This is a genomic window from Bradyrhizobium sp. P5_C12, from assembly GCF_054049735.1.
Genome location: NZ_JBFULU010000005.1, coordinates 237,997 through 253,038 on the forward strand (window position 1 = coordinate 237,997; position 15,042 = coordinate 253,038).

Annotated in this window: 17 protein-coding genes and 1 tRNA gene; 4 read left to right on the forward strand and 14 right to left on the reverse strand. The window is 64.8% G+C overall.

From position 1 onward, the window contains the following. The first annotated feature begins 56 nt into the window (after positions 1-56). Complete coding sequence (trxA, locus tag ACXJMY_RS06815; RefSeq protein ID WP_007598398.1) at positions 57-377, forward strand: thioredoxin; 321 nt, start codon at positions 57-59, stop codon at positions 375-377. A 200-nt stretch (positions 378-577) separates the two neighbouring features. Here the strand turns inward: trxA and ACXJMY_RS06820 are convergent, their stop codons facing one another. From ACXJMY_RS06820 to aroA, 13 genes are all read right to left on the reverse strand, one after another. Next, on the reverse strand, positions 578-1,006 hold the full coding sequence (locus tag ACXJMY_RS06820) for an SRPBCC family protein (RefSeq protein WP_456618543.1): 429 nt from the start codon (positions 1,004-1,006) through the stop codon (positions 578-580). 205 nt (positions 1,007-1,211) lie between these two features. Beyond that, positions 1,212-1,952: a metallophosphoesterase family protein gene (locus tag ACXJMY_RS06825; protein WP_456618544.1), complete on the reverse strand. Its 741-nt coding sequence runs from the start codon at positions 1,950-1,952 to the stop codon at positions 1,212-1,214. Between the two features lie 24 nt (positions 1,953-1,976). Then, on the reverse strand, positions 1,977-3,320 hold the full coding sequence (locus tag ACXJMY_RS06830; protein ID WP_456618545.1) for a bifunctional folylpolyglutamate synthase/dihydrofolate synthase: 1,344 nt from the start codon (positions 3,318-3,320) through the stop codon (positions 1,977-1,979). Further along, positions 3,317-4,258 (reverse strand): acetyl-CoA carboxylase, carboxyltransferase subunit beta, encoded by a 942-nt coding sequence (gene accD, locus ACXJMY_RS06835; protein ID WP_456618546.1) that lies wholly within the window; start codon positions 4,256-4,258, stop codon positions 3,317-3,319. Before accD ends, ACXJMY_RS06830 begins: the two co-directional genes overlap by 4 nt. Before the next feature lie 111 nt (positions 4,259-4,369). Beyond that, complete coding sequence (gene trpA, locus ACXJMY_RS06840; protein ID WP_456618547.1) at positions 4,370-5,206, reverse strand: tryptophan synthase subunit alpha; 837 nt, start codon at positions 5,204-5,206, stop codon at positions 4,370-4,372. Then, on the reverse strand, positions 5,203-6,420 hold the full coding sequence (trpB, locus tag ACXJMY_RS06845) for a tryptophan synthase subunit beta (protein ID WP_456618548.1): 1,218 nt from the start codon (positions 6,418-6,420) through the stop codon (positions 5,203-5,205). The genes trpA and trpB overlap by 4 nt, the downstream gene beginning before the upstream one ends. Beyond that, positions 6,417-7,076, reverse strand: a complete 660-nt coding sequence (locus ACXJMY_RS06850) for a phosphoribosylanthranilate isomerase (protein WP_456618549.1) — start codon at positions 7,074-7,076, stop codon at positions 6,417-6,419. Before ACXJMY_RS06850 ends, trpB begins: the two co-directional genes overlap by 4 nt. Before the next feature lie 66 nt (positions 7,077-7,142). Beyond that, positions 7,143-7,535 carry a lipopolysaccharide assembly protein LapA domain-containing protein gene (locus ACXJMY_RS06855; RefSeq protein WP_456618550.1) on the reverse strand — a complete coding sequence of 131 codons (393 nt, stop codon included), beginning with the start codon at positions 7,533-7,535 and terminating at the stop codon, positions 7,143-7,145. 73 nt (positions 7,536-7,608) lie between these two features. Continuing rightward, on the reverse strand, positions 7,609-7,914 hold the full coding sequence (locus ACXJMY_RS06860; RefSeq protein ID WP_456618551.1) for an integration host factor subunit beta: 306 nt from the start codon (positions 7,912-7,914) through the stop codon (positions 7,609-7,611). 172 nt (positions 7,915-8,086) lie between these two features. Then, positions 8,087-9,067 carry a signal peptide peptidase SppA gene (sppA, locus tag ACXJMY_RS06865; RefSeq protein WP_456618552.1) on the reverse strand — a complete coding sequence of 327 codons (981 nt, stop codon included), beginning with the start codon at positions 9,065-9,067 and terminating at the stop codon, positions 8,087-8,089. Between the two features lie 327 nt (positions 9,068-9,394). Further along, the gene (rpsA, locus tag ACXJMY_RS06870) at positions 9,395-11,104 is read right to left on the reverse strand and encodes a 30S ribosomal protein S1 (RefSeq protein WP_456618553.1); all 1,710 of its coding nucleotides are present in this window, start codon (positions 11,102-11,104) and stop codon (positions 9,395-9,397) included. A gap of 265 nt (positions 11,105-11,369) precedes the next feature. Further along, entirely contained in the window at positions 11,370-12,008 is a 639-nt protein-coding gene (gene cmk / locus ACXJMY_RS06875) for a (d)CMP kinase (protein WP_456618554.1), read from the reverse strand. Next, positions 12,005-13,342 carry a 3-phosphoshikimate 1-carboxyvinyltransferase gene (gene aroA / locus ACXJMY_RS06880; protein WP_456618555.1) on the reverse strand — a complete coding sequence of 446 codons (1,338 nt, stop codon included), beginning with the start codon at positions 13,340-13,342 and terminating at the stop codon, positions 12,005-12,007. Before aroA ends, cmk begins: the two co-directional genes overlap by 4 nt. 163 nt (positions 13,343-13,505) lie before the next feature. On the opposite strand from aroA, the gene ACXJMY_RS06885 reads away from it, so the two are divergent. The 3 genes from ACXJMY_RS06885 to ACXJMY_RS06895 all read left to right on the forward strand — a co-directional run bounded on the left by ACXJMY_RS06885 (position 13,506) and on the right by ACXJMY_RS06895 (position 14,453). After that, on the forward strand, positions 13,506-13,916 hold the full coding sequence (locus ACXJMY_RS06885; RefSeq protein WP_456618556.1) for a TIGR02300 family protein: 411 nt from the start codon (positions 13,506-13,508) through the stop codon (positions 13,914-13,916). A gap of 66 nt (positions 13,917-13,982) precedes the next feature. Next, positions 13,983-14,058: transfer RNA gene (locus tag ACXJMY_RS06890), tRNA-Ala, on the forward strand. A 158-nt stretch (positions 14,059-14,216) separates the two neighbouring features. Next, complete coding sequence (locus ACXJMY_RS06895; RefSeq protein ID WP_456618557.1) at positions 14,217-14,453, forward strand: GIY-YIG nuclease family protein; 237 nt, start codon at positions 14,217-14,219, stop codon at positions 14,451-14,453. 3 nt (positions 14,454-14,456) lie between these two features. On the opposite strand, the gene ACXJMY_RS06900 is transcribed toward ACXJMY_RS06895, so the two are convergent. Continuing rightward, complete coding sequence (locus tag ACXJMY_RS06900; RefSeq protein ID WP_456618558.1) at positions 14,457-14,915, reverse strand: MarR family winged helix-turn-helix transcriptional regulator; 459 nt, start codon at positions 14,913-14,915, stop codon at positions 14,457-14,459. Between the last annotated feature and the right edge of the window lie 127 nt (positions 14,916-15,042).

The following is a 15,042-nucleotide window of genomic DNA, read 5'->3' on the forward strand; positions in this document are numbered from 1 at the left end:
GATCCCCGGCGCGATTCCAGGTCGCGTCGATTCTTTCAACCGAACGAGGTACTCCAATGGCCGTTGGCAAGGTTTCCGATACCGATTTCGAAGCCGAAGTGCTCAAGGCGAACGGTCCTGTGGTCGTCGATTTCTGGGCCGAATGGTGCGGCCCCTGCCGCATGATCGCCCCCGCGCTCGACGAGATCGCCGGCGCGATGGGCGACAAGGTCAAGATCGTCAAGCTCAACGTCGACGAGAGCCCGAAGACCGCGTCGAAGTATGGCGTGATGTCGATCCCGACGCTGATGATCTTCAAGGGCGGCGAGATGGCCTCGCGCCAGGTCGGCGCGGCGCCGAAGGCGAAGCTGCAGCAGTGGATCACGTCGGCGGTCTGATCCGCGTCGCGTCAGAAGGTTTGTGCAACGGCCGGCGAAAGCCGGCCGTTTTGTTTTGCCGGTAGCCCGGATGGAGCGCAGCGCAATCCGGGGCCGCCGTCACTTGCGGCACGATTTCCGGATTGCGCGGAGCCTGTCATCGGGCGGCGCTTCGCGCCGACCCGTTGGCTCCATCCGGGCTACTCGGCGACTGATCCGCGTCATGCCGATCTCGTTTCGGCGAGTTTAGCCAGACTGGCGAGAACATCGGGAAAGTCCGACGCGACAGCGGGACCGATCTCGGAGGCCTGGGGTCCACTAGCGTCGACGGCGTAAACGACACGCGTACGCGTCGGTCCAAGGGCTTCGATGCGATGGGCGACCTTGATGACGAGATCGCCGACGCGCGTTTCGTCGATGAAACACTCGTTCTCGCGGACCTCGATCAGCTGCGAGCGCAGCGCCTCCTCGCCGGGAGGCTTCATCGTGAACCAGGTTCCGGCCGCAAATGGCCCGTCGATGTCGATCTCCTCGATACCTGCGTTCCAGGTTTTCCAACCGGGCACATCGCGGAAGATGCTCCAGATCGTCTCTGCGCCTGCCGATGTCTCGACCGCGTATTCGCTCCGCCAGACCTCTTGGTCAATCATGGCGCCGCCTCCCTTATGCAAGCCTGCTTATAACAAGCGAGCCTGCATAAATATCAAGATCGGCAATTGCCGGCTCGTAGCCCGGATGGAGCGAAGCGTAATCCGGGATTTCCATGCGTGATGTCGGCCCCCGGATTGCGCGGAGCCTGTCATCGGGCGGCGCTTCGCGCCGACCCGTTGGCTCCATCCGGGCTACGCGCCTGCGCTAGCTGATCCACCCCGTCGCCAATGCATGCGCCAGCTCCGGCTGATTGTTACGGCGTGCGAGCGCGGCCATCGCCTCGTGATCATAGACGACATGGCGGAACGTCACCTGCCAGGCGCCGTCGGCGAATTCGAGGATCGCGTAGCGCGCGTGCGGGGTGCCGGCTTCGACGACATGCGGGGACGGATGCGTGTCGCGATAGCCGGGGCTGCCGACGCTGCCGGGATTGACGATCAGCCGGCCGTCGCGCAGCCGCACGGCGCGGGCGAGATGGGTGTGGGCGCACAGGATCAGCGGCTGCGTGATGCCTTGCGCGAGCTGCTCGATCCGGTCCAGCGGCGATAGCGCGACGGTGCCGTCGGGATGCACGGTGTCGAGCCAATAGACCTCATCGTCGCCGGGCGTCGCGTGGCAGAGCAAGACCTGGTCGCGGAATACCCGCGTCATCGGCTGCGTGCGGAGCCAATCGAGATGCCGGCTATCCAGCTGCGCATGGGCGGGACGGTCCCATGAGCCCATTGCCTCGGGCGGCCGGTCGAGCAGATAGCGATCGTGATTGCCGAGCACATGCACGGCATCCAGTTTCATCAGGATGTCGATGGTGCGCCGCGCATCCAGCGGACCGCTCAGCATGTCGCCGAGATTGACGATCTCGGCGATGCCTTGTGCGCGGATATCGGCGAGCACCGCTTCCAGCGCGAGATGGTTGCCATGGACGTCGGCAATCGCGGCAAAACGCATTGGCATTTCCTGTTGCCCGGATCTCTATGCAGGAGGCGTGCCGTTGATGGCGAGCACGTGGCCGGCGAGATAGAGCGAACCGGTGATCAGGATGCGCGGCGGCACTTGGTAGGCGAGCTGTGACAGCGCGCGCAGCGCGACTTCGACGCCGGGCATGATCTCGACGCGCATGCTGAGGCTGCGCGCGGCATCCGCAAGGCGATCGGGCGGCATCGCATTCTCGATGTCGGGAATCGGCACCGCGATGATGTGACGGGTCAGGCCGGCGAAATTGGCGAGGAAAGCCTGCGCATCCTTGTTGGCCATCATGCCGGCGATCACGACCAGCGGCCGCGACACCCGCTCTTCGAGGTCGCCGAGCGCGGCCGCCGCGACGCGACCGCCCTCGGCATTGTGCCCGCCGTCGAGCCAGATCTCCGAGCCCTGCGGTCCCCAGCCAAGCAGCGCGCCGGCCGTGATGCGTTGCATCCGCGCCGGCCATTCGGCGCCGACGATGCCGGCCTCGAACGCCGCTTGATTGATCTTGAAGGCGCTGATGGCGCGCAGCGTTGCGATCGCAAGCCCGGCATTGTCGAACTGGTGGCGGCCGAACAGGCGTGGCGCCGCGAGATCCATCAGGCCGCGATCGTCGGAATAGACCAGCCGCCCGTGCTCGACATTGACATGCCAGCCCTCGCCGGCGGCAAACAGTGGCGCGCGCATGCGTTTGGCCTGCGCTTCGATGACGGCCATCGCCTCGCCCGTCTGCTCGGCCGAAATCACGGGCACGCCGCGCTTGATGATGGCGGCCTTCTCGGCGGCGATCGATGTCAGGGTATCGCCAAGGAAATCCATATGATCCATGCTGACCGGCGTGATCACGCAGGCCGCAGGCGTGTCGATCACATTGGTCGAATCAAGCCGACCACCAAGGCCGACTTCGAGCAGCACCACATCGGCCGGATTCTGCGCGAACAAATGCAAGGCAGCGGCGGTCTCCAGCTCGAACACGGTCGCAGCCTCGCCGGCATTGACGCGTTCGACCTCTTCCAGCGCCGCGCGCAATTCGTCGTCGCCGACGAGCACGCCGCCGCCGGCGCGGCCGAGCCGGAAACACTCGTTGATGCGGACCAGATAGGGCGAGGTGTAGGCGTGAACGCGCAGGCCCGCCGCCTCCAGCGTGGCGCGCAGATAGGCGAGCGTCGAACCTTTGCCGTTGGTGCCGGCGATGTGGATCACCGGCGGCAGCTTGCGCTCGGGATGGTCGAGCCGCTCGAGCAGGCGGTGCATCCGCTCCAGCCCGAGATCGATGCGCTTATCATGCAGGGCCGACAGCCGCCCGATCAATTCACCGAGCGACGGTTTTGCGCTGTCCGCGGAGGCGTTCACGCGTGCGGCGCGGCCGGCGCCACGTCGGGGGCCGATACGATCTGCGCCGGGCTCAACACCGGCTGCGCCGATTTCGACGCGGTCTCGAGCGCCGGCGACCTGGTCAGGAGACGGCAGAGCCGTGCCAGCGTCGGGCGCAAATCATGGCGGTGCACGACCATGTCGACCATGCCGTGCTCCTTGAGATATTCCGCGCGCTGAAAGCCCTCGGGGAGCTTTTCGCGGATGGTCTGCTCGATCACGCGCGCGCCGGCAAAGCCGATCAGCGCGCCGGGCTCGGCGATCTGCACGTCGCCGAGCATCGCGTAGGACGCGGTGACGCCGCCCGTGGTCGGGTTGGTCAGCACGACGATGTAGGGCTGCTTGGCCTCGCGCAGCATCTGCACGGCAACGGTGGTGCGCGGCATCTGCATCAGCGACAAGATGCCTTCCTGCATGCGCGCGCCGCCACTGGCCGCGAACACGACGAACGGCGACTTCTTCTCGACCGCAAGCTCCAGCCCGCGCACGATGGCCTCGCCCGCGGCCATGCCGAGCGAGCCGCCCATGAAATCGAAATCCTGCACGGCGATGACGACCGCGGCACCTTCGAGCTTGCCGTAGCCGACCTTGATCGCGTCGTTCAGATTGGTCCGGGCGCGCGCATCCTTGATGCGGTCGACATATTTCTTCTCGTCACGGAACTTGAGCGGATCGGGCGTGACATCAGGCAACGCGACGTCGAACCAGGTCTCGTTGTCGAAGATCGACTTCATCCGCGCCACCGCGCCCATGCGCATGTGGTAGTTGGAGCCGGGAATGACGAACTGGTTGGCCTCGACGTCCTTGTAGAACACGAGCTGTCCGGAATCCGGGCACTTGATCCACAAATTCTCCGGCGTCTCCCGCCGCAGGATATTGCGGATTTTCGGCCGGACCACGTTGGTGAGCCAATTCATGATTTGCTCCGATTAGCGAATCCACACCTGGATCGCCTGAAGGGATATATGGCGGCCGGAGCTTCCCCCGGCAAGCCGCCGTGTCACCCGCCCTGAGAGCGGAATTATGGCCTATTCCGCCGCCTGTTGCGCGCCTTTGACGCCCTGGGCCAGGGCCGCCGTCAATTCGGCGACGGCGTTAACGGTTTTGGCGGTCGCCCGGCCCTCCGCATCGAGGCTGTTCTTGAGCGCATCGACCAGCGCGGTGCCGACCACCGAACCATCGGCCTTCTCGGCAATGGCGCGCGCCGCCTCCGGCGTGCGGATGCCAAAGCCAACGCAGATCGGCAGCTTGGTATGCCGCTTGATGCGCGCGACAGCTTCACCAACGGCATTGGCGTCCGCCGCCGCTGCACCGGTGATGCCGGCGATAGAGACGTAATAGACAAAGCCTGATGTGTTCGCGAGCACCGCGGGCAGGCGCTTGTCGTCGGTGGTCGGGGTCGCGAGGCGAATGAAGTTCAGGCCCGCCTTCAGCGCGGGAATGCAGAGCTCGTCGTCTTCCTCCGGCGGCAAATCGACGATGATCAGGCCGTCAACGCCGGCCGTCTTGGCATCAGCCAAAAACTTGTCGACGCCGTAAATGTAGATCGGATTGTAATAGCCCATCAGCACCAGCGGCGTGACGTTGTCGTCCTTGCGGAAGTCGCGCACCAGTTCCAGCGTCTTCTTCAAGGTCATGCCGTTCTTGAGCGCGCGCAGACCTGCGGCCTGAATCGAGGGACCATCCGCCATCGGATCGGTGAAGGGAATGCCGAGTTCGATGACGTCGGCGCCTGCCTTGGGCAGCGCCTTGACGATATTGAGCGACGTCGTGAGATCGGGATCGCCGGCCATCACATAGGTGACAAAGGCCGAGCGGCCCTGCTTTTTCAGCTCGGCGAAACGGGTGTCGATACGCGTGGTCACTTGGCTTTGCCCCTCAGGATGTCGCCGACCTGCGGCACGTCCTTGTCGCCGCGGCCGGAGAGGTTGACGACCATCAGGTGATCTTTCGGCCGCTTCGGCGCGAGCTCCATCACCTTGGCGATGGCATGGGCGGGCTCGAGCGCGGGAATGATGCCTTCGAGCCGCGACAGCAGCTGGAATGCGGCGAGTGCCTCGTCGTCGGTCGCCGAGAGATAATTCACGCGGCCGATCTCGTGCAGCCAGGAATGCTCGGGGCCGATGCCGGGATAGTCGAGACCGGCCGAGATCGAATGCGCGTCCTGGATCTGGCCGTCCGCGTCCATCAGCAGATAAGTGCGATTGCCATGCAGCACGCCGGGACGGCCGCCCGCGATCGACGCCGCATGCAACTGCGTCAGTCCGTGGCCGGCCGCCTCGACACCGAAGATCTCGACGGTGGAATCGTCGAGGAAAGGATGGAACAGGCCCATCGCGTTGGAGCCGCCGCCGATGCAGGCGACCAGCGAATCCGGCAGGCGTCCTTCGACCTCCTGCATCTGTGCCTTGGTCTCATTGCCGATGATCGACTGGAAGTCGCGCACCAGCGTCGGATAGGGATGAGGACCGGCGACCGTGCCGATGCAGTAGAACGTGTTGTGCACGTTGGTGACCCAGTCGCGCAGCGCCTCGTTCATGGCGTCCTTCAGCGTGCGCGTGCCCGACTGCACCGGGACCACCGTTGCGCCCAGCATCTCCATGCGGATGACGTTGGGCTGCTGCCGCTCGACGTCGACGGCACCCATATAGACCACGCATTCGAGGCCGAAGCGCGCGCACAGCGTCGCGGTGGCGACGCCGTGCTGGCCGGCGCCGGTCTCGGCGATGATGCGCTTCTTGCCCATGCGCCGCGCCAGCATGATCTGGCCGAGCACGTTGTTCACCTTGTGCGAACCGGTGTGGTTGAGCTCCTCGCGCTTCAGGTAGATCTTGGCGCCGCCGAGATGCTCGGTGAGACGCTCGGCGAAATAGAGCGGCGAGGGCCGGCCGACATAGTTCTTGAGATAGCCGTTCATCTCGGCCTGGAAGGCCGGATCGGCCTTGGCCGCGGTGTAGGCCTTCTCCAGATCGAGGATCAGCGGCATCAGGGTTTCAGCGACGAAACGGCCGCCGAAAATGCCGAAATGGCCGCGCTCGTCGGGGCCGCTGCGATAGGAGTTTGGTTTGGCGATGTTCATCGGACGCTCAACTCTTGCGTGGCGCGGCATGCGCGAATGAAGGCCTTGATCATCTCCGGATCTTTCACGCCGGGGGCGCTCTCGACACCGGAGGACACGTCGACACCGCAGGCGCGGGTCACGCGAAGGGCCTCGGCGACGTTCTGCGCATGCAGGCCGCCGGAGACCATAAAGGGCAGGTTCAGATCGAGGTTTTCGAGCAGGTGCCAGTCGAAGGGCGCGCCCAGGCCGCCGGGACGCGTCGCATCCTTTGGCGCGCGCGCGTCGAACAGGATGCGGTCGGCAATCGCGGCGTAGCCGGGCAGCACGGCGAGATCGGCCGCGACCTCGACCGGCACCGCCTTCATCACCGGGCGGCCGAACCGCTGCTTGATGTCGCGCAGCCGCGCCACGCTTTCCTTGCCGTGCAGCTGGAAAATGTCCGGCGACAGCGCGTCCATGATGTTGTCGAGCGTGGCATCGTCGGCATCGACGGTGAGCGCGACCTTGAGCGCACGCCGCTGCACCTGCCGGCCGAGCTCGCGCCCCGCCTCCAGCGACAGATGCCGCGGCGACGGCGGAAAGAACACGAACCCCACCATGTCGGCGCCCGCGTCGAGCGCCGTTTCGAGCGTCTCGCGCGTGGACAGGCCACAGATTTTGACGAGCAGGGACATGGTCTCAAAGCAAATGGGGGCCGCGGGCCCGCGGCTGGAAAACCGGGTTTTCGGTTGCGGCCGCTTCTACAACGTCGCGCGCTGCTTGTCTCGCCCGATGGGCCCGTAAAGGCCCACCCCGGAGGGGGCCGGGAGACGTTGCGGCTCGGGCCGCGCCGGGGTCATCGAGGCCCGCAGACCGGCGAGCTCGGTCCTGGCAGCCCGCGCATCCGCCTCATGCCGGCGTGCCGAGCGCCGCCAGCGCCGCTGACCGAACCAGACGGCGCAACCGCCCGCCAGGACACCCAGCGCAGCCACCAGGATCAGCAGCAGGAACAGCGGCAGCGTCACCGACAATGACGGGTCGTTCGACATGAAGGGATCGAAGGAGACCGTGACGAAATGCCGGTTGGCGACGGCGAAGGTCACCAGGAGCAGACCCAGCGGAATCACGATCAGCGCGGTCAGGAACTTTCGCATCTCGCTTCGCTCGCCTTGAATCAAAGCGTCCGGCCGCACCGCTAGCCGGCCGCGGCAAACCCTGACGCCGGACTCAGTCTGTACCGCCGGGATCCGGATGGTCGCGATTCAGCCGTTCGCGCATTTCCTTGCCGGTCTTGAAGAACGGAACGCTCTTCTGATCGACGGGGACATGGGCGCCCGTGCGCGGATTGCGCCCGGCGCGTGCCGGGCGATGCTTCACCGAGAAGGCACCGAAGCCGCGCAGCTCGACGCGATCACCGCGCGCAAGCGCCGCTACGATCTCTTCGAGGATCGCATTCACAATGTTCTCGACATCCCGCTGGTACAGATGCGGGTTGTGCTCGGCGATACGCTGAACAAGTTCGGATTTGATCATCGAGAGATAGGACCCGGAAGCGTGCGGATGACCATTTCCGTGAAAATACCTTGATCTGTCAAGACGCTAAATCAAGGTTGAGCGTCGTGAAAATGCGTGACAAATGCCAAAAAACAGGGCTGCCCCGACGCTCGCCAGACGCGAAAAACCTCCGAAGCTCGCCCGGTTCCGGTCAATTCGACGCTGCCGGCTGCCATAACGCCAGCATTCCATCCATTCCGAAGCGATCGACCGCCTGCGCCACGCCGGTTTGTCCGATCTGGTGCGCAATCGAGCCTAAGCCAAGCGCTTCCAGCGTGATGGCCGCGGCCGTCCTGAGGAACGGCAGATCGCTGAAGCGGGGCTGGAGCTTGTAATCGCGCACGGTGAGCCCCTTCTTGACGCCCTTCTGCTCGACCAGCCAGGTCACGGCCGTCTTCTCGTCGCCGAGCTGGTCGACCAGCTTGAGATCGATCGCCTGGCGTCCGGTGAAGACGCGGCCATCGGCGATTTTTTCGAGCTGCGTGTCATCCATGCCACGCCGTTCCTTCACCAGTCCCTTGAACCAGGCATAGGAATCCTTCACCAGCGCGTCGAGCGCGGCGCGCGCTTCGGGACTGGTCGGCTCAAAACCGTTGGGCGCGGCCTTCAGCGGCGAGGACTTCACCTCCTCGACCTTGACGCCGACGGTCTTCAAGAGCTCGGTGACGTTGGGAAACTGGAACAGCACGCCGATCGAGCCGACCAGCGAGCTCTGCTGGGCGATGATGTGGTCGCTCGCGATCGCCGTGATGTAGCCGCCGGAGGCGGCAAGGCCTTCGACCACGACGACGAGCGGCTTCTTCGCCTTCAGCCGTACCAGCGAATCGTAGAGCTGCTCGGAGCCGGCGGTGGTGCCGCCGGGCGAGTTGATGTGGACGATGACGGCGGCGGCCTGCGAATTCTCCAGCCGCTCCAGCGCCTGGGTGCGGTCGGAATCGCTGCGGATCAGGCCATCGATCTGGACCCGCGCGATCGAGCCGGCGGATGCGAAGGTGCCGCGCGCACCGGGCGTCGCGACCAGCGCGAAGCCGGCAATGGCCGCAATCGCGATCAGCGCGGCCATCACGCGCCAGAACGTCAGCTTGCGGCGGATCCTGCGGCGATCGACGATGATGTCCGAATCGAGCGACATCGGAATATCTCCAAATGAGAAGCCAAGCGCGTTGTGCCGTCACATCGTGACCATTGGCTTATCTCGATACATCAATTGCGGCGCAATTTGAAGAAAACAAGGCTGGTAGCCGCGTAAGCCAGGACCTTGCCACACACTCATTGTCGTCCCGGCGAAGGCCCATAACCACAGGGAGCCGCGCAGCCCGGATGGAGCGCAGCGTAATCCGGGACCAGTTTCGATCGTGGCAGGGCCCCGGATTTCGCTGCGCTCCATCCGGGCCACGGGTCCAACAAAAAAGCCCCGGCTCGCGCCGGGGCTTTGATGCTTGCGAAACGGACGTTTCGCTTACTTGTTGTCGCCGCGGTTCTTGAGCGCGGTGCCGAGGATGTCGCCGAGCGTCGCCCCCGAATCGGAGGAGCCGTACTGCGCGATGGCTTCCTTCTCTTCGGCGACTTCGAGCGCCTTGATCGACACCTGGACCTTGCGGGCCTTCTTGTCGAACTGGATCACGCGGGCATCGACCTTCTCGCCGACGGCAAAGCGTTCGGCGCGCTGGTCGTTGCGGTCACGGGCGAGCTCCGAGCGCTTGATGAAGGTCGAGAAGTCGGTACCGGTGATCTTCACCTCGATGCCGCTCTCCTTCACTTCGAGCACTTCGCAGGTCACGACCGCGCCCTTCTTGACATCGCCCGGCTCGGCGAACGGGTCGCCTTCGAGCTGCTTGATGCCGAGCGAGATGCGCTCCTTCTCGACGTCCACATCGAGCACCACGGCTTTCACCACGTCGCCCTTCTTGTAGTTGTCGATCACCTGCTCGCCCGGAAGCTTCCAGTCGAGGTCGGAGAGATGGACCATGCCGTCGACGTCGCCCTCGAGACCCAGGAACAGACCGAACTCGGTCTTGTTCTTGACCTCGCCCTCGACCGTCGAACCGGTCGGATGGCCTTCGACGAAGACCTCCCACGGGTTGCGCATGGTCTGCTTGAGGCCGAGCGAGATGCGGCGCTTGACGGAATCGACTTCCAGCACCTGCACTTCGACTTCCTGCGAGGTCGACACGATCTTGCCGGGGTGCATGTTCTTCTTGGTCCACGACATCTCGGAGACGTGGATCAGGCCTTCGATGCCCGGCTCGAGCTCGACGAACGCGCCGTAGTCGGTGATGTTGGTGACGCGGCCGGTGAAGCGGGCACCCAGCGGGTACTTGGCTTCGATGCCCTGCCACGGATCATCCAGCAGCTGCTTCATGCCCAGCGAGATGCGGTGCGTCTCGTGGTTGATCTTGATGATCTTGACCTTCACGGTCTGGCCGATCGAGAGCACCTCGGTCGGGTGGTTGACGCGGCGCCACGCGATGTCGGTGACGTGCAGCAGGCCGTCGATGCCGCCGAGATCAACGAACGCACCGTAATCGGTGATGTTCTTGACCACGCCGTCGATGACCTGACCCTCTTCGAGGTTCTGCACCAGCTCCTGACGCTGCTCGGCGCGGGTCTCTTCGAGAACCGTGCGGCGCGACACCACGATGTTGCCGCGGCGGCGGTCCATCTTGAGGATCTGGAACGGCTGCGAGTTGTTCATCAGCGGCGCAACGTCGCGGATCGGACGGATGTCGACCTGCGAGCGCGGCAGGAAGGCCACGGCACCGTCGAGGTCGACAGTGAAGCCGCCCTTGACCTGGTTGAAGATGACGCCGTTGACCTTCTCGTTGTTCTGGAACGCCTTCTCGAGCTTGCCCCAGCTCTCTTCGCGGCGCGCCTTGTCGCGCGACAGCACGGCTTCGCCGAGCGCGTTCTCGATGCGATCGAGGAACACTTCCACCTCGTCGCCGACCTTGAGTTCGCTGTCACGGCCGGGGCCGGAAAATTCGCGCAGTGCGACGCGGCCCTCGGTCTTCAGGCCGACGTCGATGACGGCCATGTCCTTTTCAATTGCAACCACCTTGCCCTTGACGACGGAGCTTTCCTGCAGGTTGCCACCAGCGAAGGACTCGTCGAGCATCGCGGCGAAATCATCGCGCGAGGGGCTATAGGTATCAGCGGAAATCGAAGCCATTTGTTCTCCAGTTGCGGATGTCTTGCCGGCCGTTGGGTTCATGGGCGTCTCGGGCGCGCAGTGTCGGAAGGTCCGCAAGACCTTCGAGCGACCGCTCGTTGCCCCGGCTGGCACCGGAACAGCGGAAGCGGGCCGGCTGAGGCCCGCGCGTTCGAGACGTGGAAATCCTTGTCCGGAGCCTGGATCGCGCCGGCCCCAAAACAGGGACCGGGGGTATCGACCTCAAAGAGCGGGAGCGGGCACTTCCTCCAATGACGGCTGCGGCTTAACCCCGCGACCGGCCCGCTCGGACGGCCTCGATAATGTCGATGGCGGCCCGGACGCCGCCTTCTATATCCAGTTGGGAGTTATCTAGCAAGTAAGCATCGGGGGCAGGTTTCAGCGGCGCGATCGGGCGGTTCTTGTCGCGCTCGTCGCGCTGGATGATGTCGGCGAGCACGGCCGCCTCGTCCGCCTCCTCGCCCCGCGCTTTCGCTTCCATGGTCCGGCGATGGGCGCGGACCCTGGGGTCGGCGACGACGAAAATCTTCACATCGGCATGGGGGCAGATCACGGTTCCAATGTCGCGGCCGTCGAGCACGGCACCCGGCGGATCAGCGGCGAATTGCCGCTGGAAATTGACCAGGGCCTCGCGAACCCTGGGAATCGCCGAGACGATGGAGGCGCCCTCGCCGACCTTCTGGGTCTTCAGGGCGGGATTGCCGAACTTTTCGGGATCGAGTTCCAGGGCCGCAGCGACCGCCGCCGCTTCGTCCCGGAGATCATGGCCGGACTGCATCAGGGCGTAGGCCACCGCGCGATAGATCACGCCGGTATCGAGGTGACGATAGCCGTAATGGTGGGCGAGGCGCTTGCCGAGCGTGCCCTTGCCCGAGGCCGCGGGTCCATCGATGGCGATGATCATGAAAACTCGGCCCCGAGCGAACGCATCATCGGAATGAAATCCGGAAAGCTGGTGGCGATGAAGGCGGTGTCGTCAACGGTCACGGGCTGATCGGACGCGCAGCCCATCACCAGCGCGGACATCGCGATGCGGTGATCCATGTGGGTGGCGACGAGGCCGCCGCCCGGGACGTGACCGCGGCCTTCGACGATCAGATCGTCGCCGGCGACCTCGACCTTGACGCCGTTGACGCGCAGCATGTCGGCGGTGGCTTCGAGCCGGTCGGATTCCTTGACGCGCAGCTCCTGCAGGCCGCGCATGATCGTGGTGCCCTCGGCAAAGGACGCCGCCACCGCCAGCACCAGATATTCGTCGATCATCGAGGGCGCGCGCTCCGGCGGCACCTCGACGCCGCGCAGTTTCGAGGCGCGCACGCGCAGCTGCGCCATCGGCTCGCCGGCATCGCCGCGAACTTCGCTTTCCTCGATGGCAGCGCCCATTTCGCGCAGCGTGGTGAACAGGCCGGTCCGCAGCGGATTGGTCATGACGTCGGACAGCACGACATCGGAACCCTCGACGATCAGCGCCGCGACGATCGGAAACGCCGCCGAGGAGGGATCGGCGGGCACCACCACCGTGGCGCCGCGCAGCTCCGGTTGCCCGGCGAGCGCAATGCGGCGGCCGTGCCGCCCTTCCTGCGTCGAGGTGATGTCGGCACCGAAATGCTTCAGCATCAGCTCGGTGTGGTCGCGGCTGGCCTCGGTCTCGATGACGGTCGTGGTGCCTGGCGCCGCCAGGCCCGCCAGCAGCACGGCCGATTTGATCTGCGCCGATGCGACCGGGGTTTTGTAGGTGATCGGCAGCGGATCGCGCGCGCCCTGGACGGTCAGCGGCAGACGACCGCCCTCACCGCCGGAAACCACCTTCGCGCCCATCTTTTCGAGGGGGTCCAGGATGCGCCGCATCGGACGGCTGCGCAGCGATGCGTCACCATCGAACACCGCCGAAATCGGGCAGCCCGCGACCGCGCCCATGACCAGCCGGCAGCCGGTGCCGGAGTTGCCGAAATCCAGCGGCGCCCTGGGCTCCGCAAAGCCGGCCACCCCGACGCCACGCACCGACCAGGCGAAATCGGCGATGCGCTCGACGCTGGCACCCAGCGCCTGCATGGATCTGGCGGTATTGAGGACGTCCTCGCCCTCCAGCAGGCCCGAAATCCGGGTCTCGCCGACCGCCAGCGCGCCCAGGATGAGCGCGCGATGGGAGATCGACTTGTCCCCGGGCACCCGCACTTTCCCGGTCAGGGGACCGCTGGCGCGAGCCTGAAGCGGCCTCGGTTGGTCGGAATGGGTCAAGATTGTGTCCTTGGATCGGCCCTCGAAAGGGTTGGGGCGCAGGTACCACATGGTCTGCGGCCCGTCACGGGCATGTCTTTCTCCCGTAATGCGCTATTGACAGCGGGCCGCCAACTAGCCAAGTGAAACACCGCTTTTCAGACATTCCCAGGATTCCTCCGCCGTGGCCAAGTCCGAACTCGGAACCAAACGCATTTGCCCGACTACGGGCAAGAAGTTCTATGACCTCAACAAGAATCCGGTGATCTCGCCGTATACCGGCGAGGTGGTGCCGATTGCGCCGGTGGCGCCGGCCCGCGCGACCCGCAGCGCCGAACCCCGGCACACTGCGGCCGCCGACACCACGCCGGAGCCGGCTGAGGCCGAAGAATTGGTCTCGCTCGAGGAGGCCGATGCCGAAGAGAACACCGGCAAGGTGAAGGCCGTCGTCCCCGAATCGGAGGACGATATCGAGGTCGACGAGACCCTCGATGACGACGATGACGACGATTCGACCTTCATTGYCGACGAAGAAGAGGGCGATGAGGACGTGACCGACATCATTGGTGATGTCGGAGGCGATGAAGAGACTTGAGATAATTCCAGAACTGTGGTTCTGGGTCTTTCCCGACGCGCTGCCCACGGCGCGTCGGACGGTTAAGGGGCCATAGCTCAGCTGGGAGAGCGCTTGCATGGCATGCAAGAGGTCGGCGGTTCGATCCCGCCTGGCTCCACCAGCCTTCGCTGGCTTCGCCAGCTACGGCTCGGCAAGCCAGCTCCGCTCCATCGTAGCGAAGCTAGCGAAGGCTGCCGCGGCGTAGCCCGAAGGGCGAAGCCGGGCGTCAGCAGATCGAAACCGGATGTAAGCTCTCCCTCGACTACTGGGGAGTGTGCTGTGAAGTACGTCTACATCCTTGAAAGCCTTGATTCGCTCCACTTCTACGTCGGGATCACCGACGACCTGCGCGCCCGACTGACAAAGCACAATGCTGGCGAGGTACCCCACACCTCGAAGTATGGGCCTTGGCGTCTCAAGACTTACGTCGCGTTCAGCAACGAGAAGCAGGCCGTGGCATTCGAGAAATACCTGAAGTCAGCGTCCGGTCGCGCCTTCGCCAAGAAGCGGCTCTAACCCCTATCCCCCGATCACCGCATTGAGCCGGTCTCGCAGCGCGACGATCTCGTCCTTCATCGTCACCAGTTCCGATACCGAGCAGTCCGACGCTGCCAGGATCGACTGCGGAACGCTGCGCGCCTTCTCCTTCAGCGCGTGGCCCTGCGGGGTCAACGCGATCAGCACCTGACGCTCGTCCTCGCTCGAGCGCGTGCGCTTGACCAGATGGGCGGCCTCGAGCCGCTTCAAGAGCGGCGTCAGCGTGCCGGAATCCAGGAACAGCTTCTCGCCGATGTCCTTGAGCGGGACGTCGTCGCACTCCCACAGCACCAGCATCACCAGATATTGCGGATAGGTCAGGCCGAGCCGGTCGAGCAGCGGCTTGTAGACGCGGTTGAAGGCATGCGCGGCCGAATAGACCGCGAAGCAGATCTGGTTGTCGAGGCGCTGCGGGTCGAGAGCCGATAGTTTTCGGGGCATCGAGAATCTCATACGGTTTACGTCATTCTGGGACCGGGCGGCCGTACATTCAATTGCGAACAATTAAATGTGAGGCATGCAAAATTCAATTGCGCGCAATCTAATTGCTTGCGATACAGGCGGCACC